Origin of the sequence: Streptomyces sp. NPDC001941 (assembly GCF_040296945.1) — a bacterium.
Taxonomy (GTDB): domain Bacteria; phylum Actinomycetota; class Actinomycetes; order Streptomycetales; family Streptomycetaceae; genus Streptomyces.
In genome coordinates this window covers 307,045-325,564 of record NZ_JBEOYE010000002.1, presented here as the reverse complement: position 1 = coordinate 325,564, position 18,520 = coordinate 307,045, and the positions used below count along the sequence as shown (strand labels likewise).

Below are 18,520 nucleotides of genomic sequence, written 5' to 3'. Positions count from 1 at the left end.
GCGTCCTGCCCTTCCGGGACGGATCCGTGCTTCGCGGACCCTCGCGTCGGTCGGCCCGGAAGATGTGCCAGAGTTGCCACGTCCGGGCTGTGAGCACGTACGGTACGGCAACACAGGCGGGAGAGCCGGGACAGCCGGGAGACCGGGAAGGGGCAGCTGGGTTGACCACGCACGCACCGCAGGCGGCGCACTCCGTGACGCTGCCGGCCTCGCTCGACGAGGCCGTGGCGGCGCTCAGCGCCATGCCCGCCGCCGTGCCCGTCGCGGGCGGCACCGACCTCATGGCGGCCGTCAACCGCGGCCGGCTGCGCCCCGCGGGCCTCGTCGGGCTCGGCCGGGTCAACGAGATCCGCGGCTGGCGCTACCAGGACGGCCACGCCCTGCTCGGCGCCGGGCTCACCCACGCCCGCATGGGCCGCCCCGACTTCGCCGCCCTGATCCCCGCCCTCGCCGCCGCCGCCCGCGCCGCCGGGCCCCCGCAGATCCGCAACGCGGGCACCCTCGGCGGCAACATCGCCACCGCCGCCCCCACCGGCGACTCCCTGCCGGTGCTCGCCGCCCTGGAGGCGGAGCTGGTCATCGCGGGACCGGGCGGCGCCCGCCGCGAGATCCCGGTCTCCCACCTGCTGGCGGGCCGCGACCTGCTCGGCCCCGCCGAACTCATCGGCTACGTCCGCGTGCCCCTGCTGCACGCCCCCCAGGTCTTCCTCAAGGCGACCGGCCGCACCGGCCCCGGCCGCGCCACCGCCTCCGTGGCGGTCGTCCTCGATCCGGCCCGGCGCGGGGTGCGCTGCGCGGTCGGCGCCATAGCGCCGATGCCGCTGCGCCCGCTGGAGGCCGAGCGCTGGATCGCCTCGCTGATCGACTGGGACGGCCACCGGGGCCTGGCGCCGGAGGCGCTGAACGCGTTCGGCGAGTACGTCGCCGCCGCGTGCGTCCCCGACCCGCCGGGCGAGGAGCAGCTGCCGCCCGGCGTACTGCACCTGCGGCGCACCGTCGCCGTGCTGGCCCGACGAGCACTGGGGAGGGCGCTGTCGTGAGCGAAGAGAACGAGAACCGGGATCACCGGGAGCACGGCGGCCACGGCGGCCACCACCAGGGCGGCTGGCAGCCCATCCCGCGCGGGGAGTACGAGAGCGACGCGACCGCCTTCGTCCAGCTCCCCCCGGACTTCGAGCTGGACGCCGCGCCGCTGGCCGCGCCCGGCCACGGGTACGTGCCGCCGCAGATCCCCGCGCCGGTGACCCCCGGCGCCGCCACCGACCCGGGGGCGACCGGGACCTGGGTCGTGCAGTGGCCCGAGGCGCCCGATTCCGCCGGGGCGCCCGTACCCCCCGCGCCGGAGCCGGCCCACGATCCGCACGCGACCGCGGAGTGGCGCTTCCCCGACCCCTCCCAGATGACCGGACAGTGGTCGATCCCGCTCGCCGGGGGCGACCTGCCGGACGAGTCGGGGGAGTTCACCACCTCGGCGCTGATGGACCAGTGGGCGCAGCAGCAGCCCGCCCCGTGGGGCGCGGACACCTCGACCGCCCCGCCCACCCTGCCGGGCGGCGCCCGCGCGCCGTGGGCGCAGGAGCACGCGTACGGGACGGCGGAGCCCGAGCCGTACGCGCGCGAGGAGGACGTCGCGCCGGCCGGGGGCGCCCTCGCCGCGGACGCGTTCGCCGAGGACCCGTCCGGGCACGAGGTGCCCGTCGTGGACGCCGCCCGTACGGAAGGCGTCGCGCCGGAGACCGGGCTCCACGCGCGCGTGGAGCCCGCCCGGGAGCCGGAGGGCGGTGCCGAGGAGGCGTTCGCGCCGGAGCCGGGCGCGGTCTTCGTGCCGGGGCAGGGCGGGCCGGGCGAGGACGAGCGGGTCCCGGACGCGGGCGGTGCGGTGACGGGCCCGGATCCGGTGGTGCCGGAGGGCGCTGTGGTGCCGGAGGGTTCGGCGCCGTCGGAGGACGCCGTGGTGCCGGAGGAGCCGGTCGTCGAGGCCGCGCCCCCGGAGGACCCGTCGGCTGTGGCCTCCGCGACCTCCGCGACCTCCGTGGCTTCCGCGCCTTTCGTGGCCGACGAGGACCCCGAGGGGCAACCGCACGAGCCGGCCGGACCGTTCACCGGGGCCGACGGCGTGCGGCCCCCGCACAGTGCCGAGCCCTTCGCCGCCGGACCCGTCGGACCGCCGGCCGCGCCCCCCGTGGCCGCGGAGCCGGTCGAAGCGTCGGCGGACGCGCCGCAGGAGGCCGAGGACGGGCCGCACGCCCCCGTCGCCGTTCCCGTCCCCGTACCGGAGCCCCAGGGCGCACCGGACGACGCCCCCGGGGCCGAGGACATCCCGCACGCGGTGGCCGACCCCGCGCCCGGGCCTGCCCGGGTCCCCGCCGACGAGCACCCCCACACCTCGTACGTCCTGCGCGTCAACGGCGCCGACCGGCCCGTCACCGGCGCCTGGATCGGCGAGTCGCTGCTCTACGTGCTGCGCGAGCGCCTGGGCCTCGCGGGCGCCAAGGACGGCTGCTCCCAGGGCGAGTGCGGCGCCTGCAACGTCCAGGTCGACGGCCGCCTCGTCGCCTCCTGCCTGGTCCCCGCGGCCACGGCGGCGGGCAGTGAGGTCCGTACGGTCGAGGGCCTCGCCGCCGACGGCGAACCCTCCGACGTCCAGCGGGCCCTGGCCCGCTGCGGCGCCGTGCAGTGCGGCTTCTGCGTCCCCGGCATGGCGATGACGGTGCACGACCTGCTGGAGGGCAACCACGACCCCAGCGACCTGGAGACCCGCCAGGCGCTGTGCGGCAACCTGTGCCGCTGCTCGGGCTACCGGGGCGTCCTGGAGGCCGTGCGCGAGGTCGTCGCCGAGCGCGCGTCCGGCACGGCCGCGGAGGGCGGCGCCGACCAGGCCCGCGTCCCGCACCAAGTTCCCCACCCGCACGACGGAGGCATGGCGTGAGCAACGACGCGGCCACCGCCACCACGGCGGTCGACGGACCCCGGCAGGAGCCGCCCGCGCACGGCCTCGGCGCGTCGCTGCCCCCCGCGGACGCGCGCGCGAAGGCGGAGGGCACCTTCCCGTACGCCTCCGACCTGTGGGCCGAGGGCCTGCTGTGGGCCGCGCTGCTGCGCTCCCCGCACGCGCACGCGCGCGTGGTCTCCGTCGACACCAGCGCCGCCGCCGCGATGCCGGGCGTACGGGCCGTGGTCACCGCCGACGACATCCCCGGCGACCGCGCGTACGGCCGCAGGGTCGCCGACCGGCCGGTCTTCGCCTCCGAGGTGGTCCGCCACCACGGGGAGGCCATCGCCGCCGTCGCCGCCGACCACCCCGACACCGCGCGGCTGGCCGCCGCCGCGATCGCCGTCGAGTACGAACTGCTCGACCCGGTCACCGACCCCGAGCAGGCCTTCGAGGCGCCCCCGCTGCACCCCGACGGCAACCTGGTCCGGCACATCCCGCTCAGCTACGGCGATCCCGAGGCGACCGGCGAGGTCGTCGTCGAGGGCCTGTACCGCATCGGCCGCCAGGACCCCGCGCCCATCGGCGCCGAGGCCGGGCTCGCCGTGCCCCGCCCCGACGGCGGCGTGGAGATCTACACCGCGTCCACCGACCCGCACACCGACCGCGACCTGGCCGCCGCCTGCTTCGGGCTCGGACCCGACCAGGTCAAGGTCGTCGTCACCGGAGTGCCCGGGGCCACCGGCGACCGCGAGGACCCCGGCTTCCAGATCCCGCTGGGCCTGCTGGCGCTGCGCACCGGCCACCCGGTGAAGCTCACCGCGACGCGCGAGGAGTCCTTCCTCGGCCACCCGCACCGCCACCCGACGCTGCTGCGCTACCGCCACCACGCCGACGCCGAGGGCCGTCTGGTGAAGGTCGAGGCGCAGGTCCTGCTGGACGCGGGCGCCTACGCGGACGACTCCGCGGAGTCCCTGGCCGCCGCCGTGGCCTTCGCCTGCGGTCCGTACGTCGTCCCGCACGCCTTCGTCGAGGGCTGGGCGGTCCGTACGAACAACCCGCCCTCGGGCCACGTCAGGGGCGAGGGCGCGATGCAGGTGTGCGCCGCCTACGAGGCCCAGATGGACAAGATCGCGTCGCGCCTCGGCCTGGACCCGGTGGAGCTGCGGCTGCGCAACGTACTGGCCACCGGCGACATCCTGCCCACCGGCCAGACGGTCACCTGCCCGGCCCCGGTCGCCGAACTCCTCGAAGCCGTACGGGACTTCCCCCTCCCCGCGCTGCCCAAGGACGCCCCCGAGGACGAGTGGCTGCTGCCCGGCGGCCCGGAGGGCGCGGGCGAGCCGGAGGCGGTGCGCCGGGGCGTGGGCTACGCCCTGGGCATGGTGCACATGCTGGGCGCCGAGGGGGCCGACGAGGTCTCGACGGCCACCGTGAAGGTCCACGACGGCGTCGCGACGGTCATCTGCGCGGCGGTGGAGACGGGTTCGGGCTTCTCCACCCTGGCCCGCCAGGTCGTCCAGGAGACCCTGGGTATCGAGGACGTGCGGGTCGCGTCGGTCGACACCGACCAGCCGCCCGCCGGGCCCGCGGCGCACGGGCGCCACACCTGGGTGTCGGGCGGCGCGGTGGAGCGGGCGGCGAAGATGGTCCGCACCCAGCTCCTGCAGCCCCTGGCGCACAAGTTCGGGATGTCCACGGAGCTGCTCCAGATCACCGACGGCAAGATCACGTCGTACGACGGCGTGCTGTCGACCACGGTCACCGAGGCGATGGACGGCAAGGAACTGTGGGCCACGGCCCAGTGCCGCCCGCACCCCACGGAGCCGCTGGACGAGGCGGGCCAGGGCGACGCGTTCGTGGGCCTGGCCTTCTGCGCGATCCGCGCGGTGGTGGACGTGGACATCGAACTGGGCTCGGTACGGGTGGTGGAGCTGGCGGTCGCCCAGGACGTCGGCCGCGTGCTCAACCCGGCCCAGCTGGCGGCCCGCATCGAGGCCGGGGTCACCCAGGGCGTGGGCGCGGCACTCACGGAGAACCTGCGCACCGCGCGCGGCCTGGTCCGCCACCCCGACCTGACGGGCTACGCGCTGCCGACGGCGCTGGACGCCCCGGACATCAGGATCGTGAAGCTGGTCGAAGAGCGGGACGTGGTGGCCCCGTTCGGCGCGAAGGCGGCGAGCGCGGTACCGGTGGTCACGTCGCCGGCGGCGGTGGCGTCGGCGGTACGGGCGGCGACGGGCCGCCCGGTCAACCGACTGCCGATCAGGCCGCAGGCGGCGGTGGGGAACGGCTGAGTCCCGGGGTCGTCGCGAGATGCTGGGTGGGTGGCGCTTTGCCCCGTTTCCACCGGGGGTCTCGGTGTGATCCAAGTTGCTTCTGCAATCCAGGGATGCACGGTGTCACTGGTGCTGACTACAGTTATCCCGTAGTACAGGAGCAACGGAAGTATCGGACCGCACGGGGCCGCACGGCTGCCCGCACGGTCGACGCAACGGGGAGGCGTCTGAGGGCATGGGTGCGGACGAGAACAAGCCGATGGGCGCGGACGAGCGGCAGCTGCGGATGGTCAACCCGGCCATGGCGTCCGCGCTGTACGACCCGGAGTCGATGGCCGACTTCAAGGTCCGCGTCGACAAGCTGATCACCGAACTGAAGAAGTCCCCGGCCGGCGCGACGAACGTCGGCGCGGACCCGATGGTGCGCCCCCAGTTCGGTGGCGGCGGAGCGTCCTGGCACGAGGCGCACGGCGTCTTCGGCGCGTACGACACGGTCATCAAGCAGCTGGAGAAGCTGTCCGGCCTGCTGCACGACTGCCTCGAGGGCATGGGCATCGCGGTACTCGCGTCGAAGGACGGGTTCGAGGGCCTGGACGAGGAACAGCGGCGCAAGATGGCGCTGATCCACCAGCGCACGGAGACGTACTACGACTACGACAGGGATCCGGTGGCGCAGCAGGTCGCCAAGGACGAGGCGGCGAGGCGCGAACAGGCCAAGGGCGGGGAGACCGCCGGCGGCAACGGCAGCTTGAAGTAGCCGCGCGCCGGCCGTGGGCCGGTGGGGACGGGGACGCGGGCGCGCCGGGGCGGCGCACGGTCGACGGGCGACGGGCGAGTCAACGAGCACGTGTCGGCAGGGAAGTCGGCAGAGAACTCGACAGAGAACTCGGCAGGGAAGTCAACGGGGAAGTAGGGACGAGGAGATGGGTCAGGGTAAGGGCGGCGGTTCGACGTCGTTCGAGGGCATGTCCCACGAGGAGATGCTCCAGTGGCTGGACGAGGCCAGCCCGGCGTACGTGCGGGTCGCTTCGGAGAAGCTCGCGTCGGCGGCAGGGGAGATCCGCAAGATCGCCCAGATGCTCCAGTTCCGGCCCGAGCGCGTGGAGTGGAAGGGCGAGGCGTTCACCGAGTTCACGAACTGGGGCAACAGCCTGGCCAACGCGACGTACCGCCTGGCCGACTACAGCGACGGCGCCTCCACGTGGCTGGGCCACGCCTCGGAAGCGATCACCCAGGCACAGAGCGCGGCCCCGCGCTACACGTCCCACGCGGACGCCAAGGAGAACCTCGCCGCGGCGAACAAGGCGCACAACGACCCGGACGCGGCGGTGGTGTCGCAGAAGGCCCAGGCGGTCCTCCAGGCGAAGGAGGACCACTTGCGGGAGGCGGCGGCCGCGGAGATGCGGAAGCTGTCGCAGACGTATGCGCAGGCGAGTTCGGAGATGGGGAAGATGGAGGTGCCGACTTTTCAGCCGCCTCCGACTCATTTTGTGCCGACGAATGTTGACGGTGTCGACTCCTACTCGATCGAGCGCGATCGCCCTGCTGGGTACGTAGGCGCGAACGGCGAGTCTGGCGCGTCGTATCAAACCAGTGGCAACAGCAGAGGCTCTGAGGGGCTGTCACACATCAACGGTCCTACGGGACCGGGTGGCGTGGCTCATCCGCAGAAGCCTGTTGACCTCGGTATTGACAGCGTTGGCACTCTCCCTCCGCCCATTACGACTCCTCCGGTCACGACGCCGACGCCGCAACCGCCGGTTTCCAGGCCGGACATGCCGCTTCTTCCGCCTGTGGCCCTTCCGTCGACGGCTGCGGTTCGCCCTCCGGCCAGCCCCGGCCCGGTGAGCCCGACCAGCGGAGGCAAGGCCCTTCCCTCGCTCACGGGGCGAGGCGCCGTCGGGCCCCTCGGCCCCACGTCCGCGCTCCCGCGTGAGCAGGGGATCACCGGGGGCCGCGCGATGCCGCCGACCACTGCCGGCGGCCGTCCGGTCACCGGCCTTCCGCGAGGCACTGTCATCGGTCAGGAAGGCGGCACCAGCAGCGGCATTCGCGGCCCGATGGGCGGCGGCATGGGAGCAGGGATGCCCCACGCCGGTGGTGGTGTCGGTCAGGGTGGCGGCGCAGGCCGTCGTCTTGCCTACGAGCAGGGTGGCATCGTCGGCGGGCGCCCGCAGCAGGGAGCCGGTGACGCGACCGCGCGTCCGTTCACGCCGGGTGGTACGGGTCTGGTGCGCGGAGGCACCCGCGACGAGGAGAACCGGGGCCAGCGCCCCGACTACCTTGTCGAGGACGAAGAGACCTGGCAGCCGGGGACCCGTCGCATTGCGCCGCCGGTCATCGACTGAGTCATAGAGGAAGCAGATGCGTACCAGCAGGATCGTCACAACCGCTCTGGGGATGCTGCTGGTAGGCGTCGCCGCTGGCCCTGCTCATGCCGATTCGGTCCGTTCTCAGCAGTGGTATCTGACAGCCATGGGCGCTGAGGAGATTTGGCAGATCAGTAAGGGTGTGGGTGTCACCGTCGCTGTCATCGACAGTGGTGTGGATGCCAGCGGGGCTGACCTTCAAGGTCAAGTACTCCAAGGAAAGGATCTCGCGCCCGCTCGTCCTGGAGACGAGCGAACGGATTATGACGGGCATGGGACCAGCATGGCGGCGATCATCGCTGGCACTGGCAAGAGTGGCGGCGGCGACGGAGCATTTGGCCTCGCACCGGGTGCGAAGATCCTCCCTGTTCGTATGCCCAACGGCCTCGATGCCAAGAACCTGAAGGACGACGCTCGTCAGTTCAATGTGGCCGCTCCTGAAGCGATCCGCTTTGCCGCTGACGCGGGAGCAAGGGTCATCAACATTTCCCTTGCAGTGCGTGAAGGATCGCAGCAGCTCACTGATGCTGTGACGTACGCGCTGGGTAAAGGGGCTCTCGTATTTGCCGGTGTTGGAAATAACGGGGAAAAGGGGAACGCCCCTCAGTTCCCGGCAGCGACTCCCGGAGTCGTAGGCGTAGGTGCGGTCGATAAGAACCTCAAGAGGACCAAGGAATCCCAGTACGGTCCTCAGGTCGACGTTGTTGCTCCTGGCGACAAGATGGTTCACGCTTGCGCGGCCAAGAGCGGCCTCTGTGAGTCAGCCGGCACCAGTGACGCCACCGCCCTCGCCTCCGCCACCGCCGCCCTCATCTGGTCCAAGCACCCCGACTGGACCAACAACCAGGTCCTCAAGGTCATGCTCAACACCGCCAGCGGCTCCACCACCGGTGAGAAGCGCAGTGACTTCATCGGGTACGGCGCCCTGCGTCCCCTGAGGGCCCTCACCACTCCCGGTGACCCCGGGCCCGCCGACCAGCGGCCCATTCCCGATCTGGAGCAGGCGGGCGGCTCCTCGTCCGCTCCCTCCTCACCCGCAACCGCACCCGCGCCTCGGGCCTCCGGCGCTGCTGAGACGGCCAGTGATGCCGATTCGGGGAGCAACTCCGGGCTCTACATCGGGATCGGTGTCGCCGCCGCCCTGCTCGTGGGCGGGGGAGTGGCATTCGCCGTCGTACGCGGCAGGCGTAGCGTCTGAGGCCGGGAGCCGATGGCTGTGCGAGATCGCCCCAGCACCTTGCACTCCACCCGGTTTGCAGCGCTGCGTTCCGGAACGGGTAGTCAATTCCGTACGCCGGAGATTCTCTCCGTATAGCCAGGATCCAGCGCCAAGTGCATGGTTGCATGTCTGAATCTGGCGCATTCGCGCTGTGCGGGAGCAACGTTCCGATCTATCGTGGAGGCGAACAGGCCGCTGTCCGGAGACGTTTGTACCCGCACGTGCCTGGTCCAGGTCGCCAATAACGGATACGGCAATGCCAAGGACAACATCCTCCCCGATGCGTACGAGAGGAAGTGACATGCGAAACTCCCCGCTCAATCGGGCACTTCCCGCTCTCACCCTCGTCGCCCTCACAGTTTCGGGATGTTCCTCGAGCGACGGGGGCAAGGACACCCCCGCGGGGGCGACCGCCTCGCAGGTCTGCGGTGGCTTCGCCAAGGATCCCGCGGTCGGCTCCGCCCTCGTGGCGGTGGTGGGCGAGGACCGCCTGCTCGACGACCGGTCGGAGGCCGAAACAACTGTCCGTGCCCTGCGGTCGTCCGACGGCAAGTTGACGCTCAAGGAACTGGGTTCCGGCTCGCCGTTCTGCGTCCTGAAGAACGCTGACGACGGCGAACAGGCCCTCCGCATCGAATTCCGTGAGGCGGTAACGATCGACGGCACGCGCGACACGGCCACGTTCTCGTACTTCAGCACCGGGGAAATGAGCCTCTCCAGTGACAGGTTCGCGAAGCTGCAGTTCAACTGCGTCATGAAGTCGCCGACGAAGAAGGTCATCGTTACCGCCTCGCTCTCCCGGGAGGGGAACACGGCCACGGTCACCGCGGCGAGCCTGCCCGTCCGGCAGGTCACGGTCCTCAACGCGGCCGCCCGCAAGATGTCGACGGCCCTCGGCTGCACCAACGACACCAAGCTCGTCACCGGCGTACCCGCCGCCTATGGCCGTGGGTGACATGCGCGAGCGGATCAAGGCCCTGGCCCCGGTCCTGGCCCTTCTCGGTGGCGTCGCGGCGTGCTCCGGAGGGGGTTCGGGTGCCGATGCGGGCGCGGGTGCCGGGCGGACCGCCGCGCAGGTCTGTGCGGGCTTCGCCAAGGCGCCGGTGGACGCTGCCGCGTTGCAGCGGATCCTGGGAGGTGGCGAGGGCCTCGACGACGACCTCTCGGAGCGGGAGAAGGCCGTCGCGGCTCTCCGGGACGCCGCCGCACAGCCTGCCGGGGGTCGGGCGGTCGGGCAGGGGGAGGACTACTGCTGGGTCGGCCGGGGTGCGGACCGCGACATGAAGATCGAGGCCGGTACCGCCCCGGGGGTTCCCGAGGGCGAGGACCCGGCCAGGGGGACCTGGTACGGGACCGGTGCGTACGCCCGGGCCTCGGACGGGGTCGCGTTCCTGTACTTCGGCTGCCGGGTGCCCGGGGCCGTGCGCGACATGACGGTGCGGATGGTGCTCCGCGGGCCCGGCGACGGGCGGAGCCCGGAGCCGTCCGCGCGCGCCGACCGGATCACCGTCGCCAACGCCGCCGCCCGCGCCCTCGCCGGGGACCTCCGGTGCACCAACGACACCGAGCTCGTCACCGGCGTTCCCCGCTCCGTCCCCGCACCCCGCTAGGACACCCCGGGCCTCCGGCGCCGCTGAGACCGCCAGTGATGCCGATTCGGGGAGCAACTCCGGGCTCTACGTCGGGATCGGTGTCGCCGCCGCCCTGCTCGTCGGCGGGGGAGTCGCGTTCGGGGTCGTTCGCGCCAGGCGGGCCTGATCTTGCCGTAGCCAGTGAGTGTGCGATCGCATAGGGTGGCGTGCACCGTAGGTGCGCGCCCCATGGATCGCGGGTGCCCCTGCGGCGTTCTTGTGGGAGGGGACAGCATGTCGTTCGACGCCGAGTGGGCGTCCGCGCGTGCCGACGGGGAGGCCGTCGGCACCCGGCTCAACGGGGCGCCCGGCGCAGCCGGAGGTCAGGCCGATCTGGCGGTTGACCAGGACAAGTTGGGGCGGATCGGTAGCGCGGCCTTTGCGTTGCACGGTCGGCTCGCGGCAGATGGCGGGCACGCGCGGGGTGTCACCGCGGAGGCCTCCGCGGCGATGACCGTCAACGGCTTCCGTACCGGCGCCGCGCTCGGCACCGTGCACGACACCTGGGATTCGCAGCTGAACACATTGCTGGACGCGGTCGCGAACATCTCCAACCACCTCGACTACAGCGCCGCGTCGCATGCCCGGGAAGAGAAGGACATCAAGACCGCTTTCAGCGTGTCCCGGATCGACGAATACCTGAAGTAGGGCTGTCGTGCTGACCTTTGACAACGTCTACCACGCACCGCTCGACCGGCTGAAGGCCACCGTCGACGCCTGGGCGCGGATGAAGGGCAAGCTCGACGTGCTCGCCGAGGACGCCCGTACGACCATGGCGGCCAAGGCGCGGGACGAGTACTGGAAGGGCGTCAACGCCGAGGTCACCAAGCCGTTCGTGGACAAGACGGCGAAGGAGTTCGCCGACGCGGCCAAGGCCGCGGCCGGCGTCCACGCGATTCTGAGCGAGGGGTACGCCGCCTTCAAGAAGGCGCAGGACGACCTCAAGCGGCTGATCGCGGAGGCCCCCGGGCAGGGGTGCGTCATCACCGCGCACGGCAAGGTCGAGGCCGCCCGGCCCGTGGCGCAGGGGGCGGCCGCCCGGCACGATCCCGACTTCCCGCTGTTGCAGCAGAAGGAGAACGAGGCCGTCGCGGCGATGCAGCGGCGCGTCGACAGCGTCATCGAGGTGTGCGACGACGCGGACACGTCGGTCGCGAACGCCCTCAAGGCGAACATCACCGCCGACAAGCACAACTTCAGCGCGCCCGCCTACCGAAACCTCGACGCGGAGGAGGCGGACCGGGCGCTGGGCCTGGCCCGCAAGGGCGCGGCACTGACGCACGAGGAACTCGGCGTGCTGAACGAGCTGTTGAAGGACAACGCGACGAACAAGGCGTTCGCCCGGGCCTTCTACGACGGTCTCGGGCCGGAGAAGTCCCTGGCGTTCTTCGGGCAGCTGGCCACCACCCCGTACGAGCAGGGCAAGCCCTCCGAGGAGCGGCTCAAGGACGTCTCCGAGCTCCAGCGGGCCCTCGGGCTGAACCTGGCCACGGCCACCCGGGGCGGTGACGCCTGGGCGGAGCGCTGGGGCACCGAACTGCGCGGGCTCGGGACCGAGCGGGTGCCGCTGGCGCGCAACGACTACGGCGGCGGGCCGTACGGGTACCAGCTGCTCGGTGGGATCCTGCGGTACGGGAACTACGACGCCAGGTTCCTGCGGCCGATCGCCGAGCACGTGGTGCAGCTGCACCAGAAGGAGCCGTACCTCTTCGCCTCGAACAGGAACTCCTTCGGCGCTGTGGAGCGGCCCTTCAACCCGGGCGGCACGAGCGGCGCCGGTTACGACCCGGTGCTGTCGGTCCTGGAGGCACTGGGGCACAGCCCGGAGGCGGCCAAGGAGTTCTTCTCGGAGCCACCGACGGCGTACGACCGGGAGGGGAAGGCGACGGGCGGGGCGGCGGACCTGGGGAAGAACGGCGAGGATAACCCGGTGGCGAAGTACCTCGACTACTTCGCGGCGTACGACAAGGACGGGCAGTCCGGCTACAAGCACTTCCCCGATCTCCTCGGACAGGCTCCCGAGGATGTGGAGAAGGCCGCCCAGTACCTTCCCGACACGCTCGGTCACGCGCTGGAGGCGGCCACGCTGGGGCACGCGTACGACGACCCGCAGCCGGTGCTGCACAAGGACGCGGACAGGGCTGAGCTGATGACGAGTGTGATCGAGTTGTACGGCGGGGACGCGGGGCTGCTCAAGAAGCACGAGGGCCTCGCCGACAGCCTGGGGAACATGACCGCCGGGTACATCGACGACGTGAACTGGGCGCTCCACGATGACGCGCCGGGCAGCATCTACGCGCCGAGGGGCGCATACGACGCGCACGTCCGCCTCCGTGATGACAGCGCGCAGAACTTGTTGAGCGCCCTCGGTCAGTATCCGGACGCCCATGCCACCCTGAGCACGGCCGAACGCGTCTACACCACCAGCATCCTGGAGAACCAGGTTCCGGAGGGCGGCAGGATCAACGAGGCGGGAGCCCGTACCGCGGTGAACACCGGCGGTGTGTTCCAGGGGATCCTCGACCAGGCCCGTAGCGACCAGTTGCAGGCGGACAAGCTCTCCACGTTCGAGGACTACGAGAAGGCCCACGAGAAGCGAGCCGGCTGGCTCGACTTCGGAATCGGCGCAGGGGTCGCGGCCGGAGCCGCGTTCCTCCCGCCGGTCGCCGCCGTGGGGGTCGCCGCCGTCGCGATCCCGCTGGCCCAGGACGTGGTCACGGGTGGGCTTGAGCAGGCGCTCGGGCAGGCCGCGGGGGACTGGTCCGACAAGAAGCTCAAGGAGCACGAGGACGAGGTGGGCAACGAGATCAGCGAGTGGAGGCGCAAGGTCTTCTCTTCAGGCCGGGAGAGCGCCGAGGCGCCGATGCGGAACTTCATCGAGCGTCATCACGCACGGATCGGCGAGGACTTCGAGAGGGACCTCCGGTCCGAGGCGCAGACGGGCTACGTGACAGGCACGACCCTGCAGAGTCAGCGGGGCCACGGACCGGAGACCGGGTGACCACCACGATGCGCGGCACACTGCGGGCGGGGACGGCCGCCCTCCTCGTCCTCGGGATCCTCCTGACCGGTTGCGGCCGAGAGAAGGAGGAGGGGCCGACGTACCTGTCGAAGTCGGCGGAGGACCAGTGCGGGGGCCTGCTGTCATCCGCTGGTGTCGCGGCCCTGAAGCGGTACATGGGGGCCGACACGATGGGGGGCAAGGGGTGGAACGATCTCGACGGGGTCGTGGACCACCTGCGTCACTGGTACGGCACGGGGAGGGCGTGGAGCGTCAGCAAGAACCTCTGCGGCATCAGTGGCCCGGGCGACCGTAGCGAGAAGCGCATGACAGCTCGCTTCTCCGTGAACGAACCCCGGCCCCCGCGCAGCGGGAAGCTGGTGCCCCCGGCCGGACTGCACACGTACGCACTGGGCACGCGGGCGTACTCGGGAGTGTGGGCGACCCAGCTCTATTTCAACTGCGTGAGTCCGGAACTGAAGGGCTCCGACGAACGGCCTCTCCGCGTCTCCAGCGGACTGAGCTTCGCCATGTCCGACTCAAAGGGCCCCGACACCCGCGCCACCTGGGACGCGAGCATGACCATCCTGCACTCCCTCGCCCGGGCCGTCGCCAAGGAGCTCAAGTGCGACGGCAACGGCGGCCTCCCGGAGAAGCCGGTCATCAAGCCCCTCGACTAGCGAGGCCCCGCCCCCTCCAGAGCCCCCCGCACCCCGCCAGAAGACCCCGGACCGCCCCCTAGAACACCGGCACCGCCCTCAACGTCGCCGAGTCGTGCAGGAACACCCGGTTCGCCGCGGCGGCGATGCCCCAGCGGCCTTCCTTCGCGCCCTGGGTGTCGTTGATCAGGGTCAGGCCCGTGCGCGGGTCCAGGCCGTTGAGTTCCGGGTGGTCGCCCGTCTGGACCACCCAGGCGCCCGAGCCTGCGAGCAGGACCGGGCCGTTGCCGTAGCCGCGGGACCAGATCTCCTTGCCGGTCCTCGGGTCCACCCGCATCGGGAACTCCCGGCGGCAGGAGAAGAGCAGGCCGGGGTAGGCCGTCGGGCTGGACCAGGTGCGGGCCGCGCCCATGTAGTCCTTGCCGGCCGGGACGGACCAGAGCCGGGCGCCGTCCTTCGCCGCGACCGCGGTCAGTGACGTGCCGCCCAGGTAGAACACCCCGTCCTGGAACGCCGGGCGCAGCACCTCCTCCGCCTGGCCCCGGCGCTCCCACGCCTTCGTGCCGTCGGCGGTGGACAGGGCCACCACGTCGCCGCCCGCGCCGTGCACCACCAGGCGGCCCGCGCCCGTCAGGCCCAGCGGGACCGTCTCCGTGCCCACGTCGAAGGGGACCGGGGCGGTCCAGCGGGTGCGGGCGTCGGACCGGGACACCGCGTGCACCTTGCCGTCCCCGCCCACCAGGTACACCGCCTCCTCGTCCGCCGTGAGCAGCGACGAACCGCCCACCGCCGCGGTCCACTTGGGCTCGCCCGTCGCCGCCGCGTACGTCCGAAGCGTCCCCTTCGCGTCCAGCACCGCCACCAGGCGGTCCGACAGGTTGAGGTAGCGCGCGCGCACCACCGCCTCCGGGGCCCGCCAGCGCTGCCGGCCGGTCGCCATGTCGAAGGCCGTGACGCCGCCCGCCCGCGCCCCGATCACCACCACGTCGCCCGCGCACACCGGTGCGGGCGTGTCCGCCGCCACCACCGGCAGCGGGCCCCACAGCGGCTTCGCCGCCTTGCCGATGATGTAGTCGCCCCGGTCGGCGTTGAGGAGAGCGGCCTCCTTCGGCACCACCGCCGGGGGGACGTCGAACGGGTCCGCGACGCCCCGTGTCCCCTCCGTGCCGCCCGCGCGCCACCACGCCGTCCCCGCGCCGCCCGCCGCGAGCACCGTGCCGCCCGCCGCCAGGCCGATCAGCAGCTTCCTGCGGTTCACCGGGCGGCGCGCGTCCCCGTCCACCACCGTGGCCAGCCGCGACGCCTCGCCCTCCCGGGTCCTGATGTCCGCCGCCAGCGCACCCGAACGCCAGCCCTTCGCGGCCCCCTTGGGCGGCGCGAACGCCGTCGCCACCGCGCCCGGCGCCGGGCGACCCTCCGGTTCCTTCGCGAGCAGCGGGGCGATCAGTTCGCGCAGGGCCTGCGGGACCCCGCCCAAGTCCGGTTCGCCGTGCACCACTTCGTACTGCACCGCCGCGACGTGCGACGCGTCGTACGCGCGCCGCCCGCTCGCCGCGTACACCAGGACCGCGCCCAGCGAGAACACGTCCGCGGCCGGTCCCACCCGCCGTCCCAGGATCTGCTCCGGCGCCCCGTACCCGGGCGTGACCGGGATCTGCCCGGTCGTGGTGAGCGTCAGGCCGTGCTCGGGGCGGGCGATGCCGAAGTCGATGACGCGCGGGCCCGACGAGGTGAGCACGATGTTGGCCGGCTTGAGGTCGCGGTGGACCAGGCCCGCCACTTGGATGTCGTACAGGGTGCGCGCGAGCGCGTCGGCGAGCGCCCGCAGCAGCGGCTCCGCCAGCGGGCCGTGCGCGGCGACGGCCGCGTCCAGGGTGGGTCCGGCGAGGTACTCGGTGGCGATCCACGGCCGCCCGCCCTCGGTCTGCGCGCCCAGCACCCGCGCGACGCCGGGGCTGGTGACGGCCCGCGCCATCTGCGCCTCGCGCACGAACCGCTGGGCGAGCTGGCGGTCGTGGGCCAGCTCGGGGCGCAGCACCTTCACGGCGGCCGGGCTCCCGGTGTCGTCCCGGCCGAAGTAGACCTTGCCCATGCCGCCCTCGCCGAGCACGCCGAGCAGGCGGTACGGGCCGAGGCGGAGCGGGTCGCCGGTGCTCAGGGGGTCCATGGACATGCTGCTTCCGGGAGGGGGAGAGAGGTACGGGGACGGTGGGGCGGCGTCACTCCAGGGGATAGCCCGCGATCAGCGGACCCCCCGTGCCGAACACCGCCTTCGACGCCGGGTGGCCGACGAAGCGGGTCGCGCTCGTGCGGTACGTCGCCACGGTGCGGTGCGTGGTCTTCGAGACCTGCCGCAGGCCCGAAGGGGCCTTGCCGTAGACGTACCTGGCGCCGACCACCGGCGGGTCGGTGCGGTCCGCGACCGGGCCCTCGCCGCCCTCCTCCCGCCAGTGCACGCGCCCGTCCGCGGCGCCGACCGCGACGAAGCCGGTCCGGTCGCGGACCGCGTGGACGACGCCGTCGCGCACGGTCGGCGGGCCGAAGTCGCCCTCGACCTTCCACACTTCCTTGCCGTCCGTGACGCGGAGCGCGCGCAGCGGGCCGAAGCCGAGGTAGACGTGCTGGTCGTCGGCGCACAGCAGGTAGCGGATCCGGCCCGGGTCGCCGGAGAAGGCGGGGACGGACCAGAGCTGCCGGCCGGTGCGGGCGTCGTGCGCGGCGACGGCGGTGCGCTGGCCTTCGGGCGGCTGGGGGACCAGGAGCAGGCGGGAGCCGACGACCTTGCCGTCGAGGAAGTGCGGGGCGTAGGTGCCGGCCTTCCGGTCGGCGAGCGGGCGGCGCCAGCGCTCGGTGCCGGTGCGCAGGTCGGCGGCGACCAGGGACCAGGACTGGCTGGTGCGGTAGCCCTCGCGGGTCATGTCGCCGGTGCCGCCGGTGAAGTAGACGGTGTCGCCGGAGCAGCACACCAGCTGGCTCTCGTCGTGCAGCACGTTGAAGTCGCCGAAGGTGCGGTGCCGTCCGGTGTCCTTGCCGGTGGCGGGGTCGAGGGAGCCGATGGCGAAGGGCTTGAACATGCCCTCGACGCCGAACCCGTCGTACTCGCGGACGTAGTGGACGCGGCTGCCGTCCGTGGTGAGGCGCCAGGCGTACGAGGCGTCCTCGCTCTTCCAGGCCTTCGTGCCGTCGGACGGGTCGATCGCGGCCATGGACAGCTCGAGGCCGAACAGCACCCGTTCGCCGAGGACGCGCGGCACGGACAGGGCCGCCGGGCGGGCGTTGGAGGAGGTGGAGGGCTCCACCTGGAGCTGCCAGAGGTACGGCTTCAGGTCCGGCCCCGACTTCCCCGTCGGCTTCGGCGCGGGGTCCGGCTTCCCGCCCTCGCCGCGGCCGAGCCAGGCCCAGGCGCCCGCGCCCGCCAGGGCCACGCCGAGGGCCGAGCCGCCGCCCAGGGTCAGGAGCCTGCGGCGGCCGGGCGCGCGTCCGCCGCCGCGCACGGGCACGGTCGGTGCGGCGGCGGCGCCCTCGGGGGCGGGCAGCCGGTAGGGCTGGTACTGCCAGACCTCGGCGGCCCGCCGGGCGATCTCGGCGAGCAGCAGGTCGGGCAGGTGATCGGCGAACTCGCCGTGCCCGTCGTGCAGTCCGGCCGACAGCTCGGCGGTCGTGGGCCGGGCGGCGGGGTCCTTGTCCAGGCAGCGGGTCAGCAGCGGGAGCAGGGCGGGCGGTACGGCGGAGAGGTCGGGCTCCGCGTAGCGCACCCGGTAGATCAGGTCGGCGGGGGCGCCCGAGCCGAACGGGCCGCGCCCGCCGAGCGCGAAGACGAGCACGCCCGCCAGCGCGAACACGTCGCCCGCCGGGGCGTGTTCCTGGCCCGAGGCCTGCTCGGGCGACATGAAGGCGGGGGTGCCCGCGGCGGCTCCCGCGGTGGTGAGGCGGGCGTCCCCGGCGGCCCGCGCGATGCCGAAGTCGATGACCTTGGGGCCGTACGCCGTGACCATCACGTTGGAGGGCTTGAGGTCGCGGTGCACGACGTCCGAGGAGTGCAGCTGGCCGAGCGCCCCGGCGAGGGCCGCGCCCAGCGCCCGTACGGTCGCCTCGGGCAGTGGACCGCACAGTTCCACCGCCTCGTCCAGCGGCGGGCCGAGCACGTACTCGGTGGCCAGCCACGGGGTCTCGGCGAGCGGGTCGGCGTCGACGACGGCCGCGCCGTGCCGGTCGCCGATGACCCGGGCGGCGTCCGTCTCCAGCCGGAAGCGGGCCCGGAAGCCGGGGTCGGAGGCGAGCGCGGCGTGCATCGTCTTGAGCGCGACGGTGCGACCGCCGGGGGTGCGGGCGAGGTAGACGGTGCCCATGCCGCCGCTGCCGAGGCGGGCGACGGGCCGGTGGCCGCCGAGGCGCTCGGGGTCGTCGTGGGTGAGGGGCGACAGCATCGG

Annotated in this window: 13 protein-coding genes; 11 read left to right on the top strand and 2 right to left on the bottom strand. The window is 72.9% G+C overall.

The genetic code is table 11. The features are described from left to right. Positions 1-161: 161 nt before the first annotated feature. The 11 genes from ABT160_RS03520 to ABT160_RS03470 all read left to right on the top strand — a co-directional run bounded on the left by ABT160_RS03520 (position 162) and on the right by ABT160_RS03470 (position 14,111). Positions 162-1,040, top strand: a complete 879-nt coding sequence (locus ABT160_RS03520; protein ID WP_351642929.1) for an FAD binding domain-containing protein — start codon at positions 162-164, stop codon at positions 1,038-1,040. Further along, positions 1,037-2,929: a (2Fe-2S)-binding protein gene (locus ABT160_RS03515; RefSeq protein ID WP_351642927.1), complete on the top strand. Its 1,893-nt coding sequence runs from the start codon at positions 1,037-1,039 to the stop codon at positions 2,927-2,929. Before ABT160_RS03520 ends, ABT160_RS03515 begins: the two co-directional genes overlap by 4 nt. After that, positions 2,926-5,229: a xanthine dehydrogenase family protein molybdopterin-binding subunit gene (locus tag ABT160_RS03510; protein ID WP_351642924.1), complete on the top strand. Its 2,304-nt coding sequence runs from the start codon at positions 2,926-2,928 to the stop codon at positions 5,227-5,229. The genes ABT160_RS03515 and ABT160_RS03510 overlap by 4 nt, the downstream gene beginning before the upstream one ends. A gap of 217 nt (positions 5,230-5,446) precedes the next feature. Then, complete coding sequence (locus ABT160_RS03505; RefSeq protein WP_351642922.1) at positions 5,447-5,968, top strand: DUF2563 family protein; 522 nt, start codon at positions 5,447-5,449, stop codon at positions 5,966-5,968. A 166-nt stretch (positions 5,969-6,134) separates the two neighbouring features. Further along, positions 6,135-7,559, top strand: a complete 1,425-nt coding sequence (locus tag ABT160_RS03500) for a hypothetical protein (protein ID WP_351642920.1) — start codon at positions 6,135-6,137, stop codon at positions 7,557-7,559. A 16-nt stretch (positions 7,560-7,575) separates the two neighbouring features. Then, positions 7,576-8,778, top strand: coding sequence for a type VII secretion-associated serine protease mycosin (gene mycP, locus ABT160_RS03495; RefSeq protein ID WP_351642917.1), 1,203 nt, complete (start codon positions 7,576-7,578; stop codon positions 8,776-8,778). A gap of 322 nt (positions 8,779-9,100) precedes the next feature. Continuing rightward, positions 9,101-9,754 (top strand): hypothetical protein, encoded by a 654-nt coding sequence (locus ABT160_RS03490; protein WP_351642916.1) that lies wholly within the window; start codon positions 9,101-9,103, stop codon positions 9,752-9,754. After that, a complete protein-coding gene (locus tag ABT160_RS03485) occupies positions 9,741-10,409 on the top strand; it encodes a hypothetical protein (RefSeq protein ID WP_351642914.1) in 669 nt (222 codons plus the stop codon). Before ABT160_RS03490 ends, ABT160_RS03485 begins: the two co-directional genes overlap by 14 nt. Positions 10,410-10,664: 255 nt before the next feature. Beyond that, entirely contained in the window at positions 10,665-11,078 is a 414-nt protein-coding gene (locus ABT160_RS03480) for a hypothetical protein (RefSeq protein ID WP_351642912.1), read from the top strand. 7 nt (positions 11,079-11,085) lie between these two features. Beyond that, on the top strand, positions 11,086-13,431 hold the full coding sequence (locus ABT160_RS03475) for a hypothetical protein (protein ID WP_351642909.1): 2,346 nt from the start codon (positions 11,086-11,088) through the stop codon (positions 13,429-13,431). Continuing rightward, entirely contained in the window at positions 13,428-14,111 is a 684-nt protein-coding gene (locus ABT160_RS03470) for a hypothetical protein (protein ID WP_351642908.1), read from the top strand. The genes ABT160_RS03475 and ABT160_RS03470 overlap by 4 nt, the downstream gene beginning before the upstream one ends. A 58-nt stretch (positions 14,112-14,169) precedes the next feature. Here ABT160_RS03470 and ABT160_RS03465 read toward each other — a convergent pair whose 3' ends face one another. Together ABT160_RS03465 and ABT160_RS03460 are read right to left on the bottom strand one after the other, a co-directional pair. Continuing rightward, the gene (locus ABT160_RS03465; RefSeq protein ID WP_351642905.1) at positions 14,170-16,263 is read right to left on the bottom strand and encodes a protein kinase domain-containing protein; all 2,094 of its coding nucleotides are present in this window, start codon (positions 16,261-16,263) and stop codon (positions 14,170-14,172) included. 46 nt (positions 16,264-16,309) lie between these two features. Next, entirely contained in the window at positions 16,310-18,517 is a 2,208-nt protein-coding gene (locus tag ABT160_RS03460; protein ID WP_351642902.1) for a serine/threonine-protein kinase, read from the bottom strand. Positions 18,518-18,520: the final 3 nt, after the last annotated feature.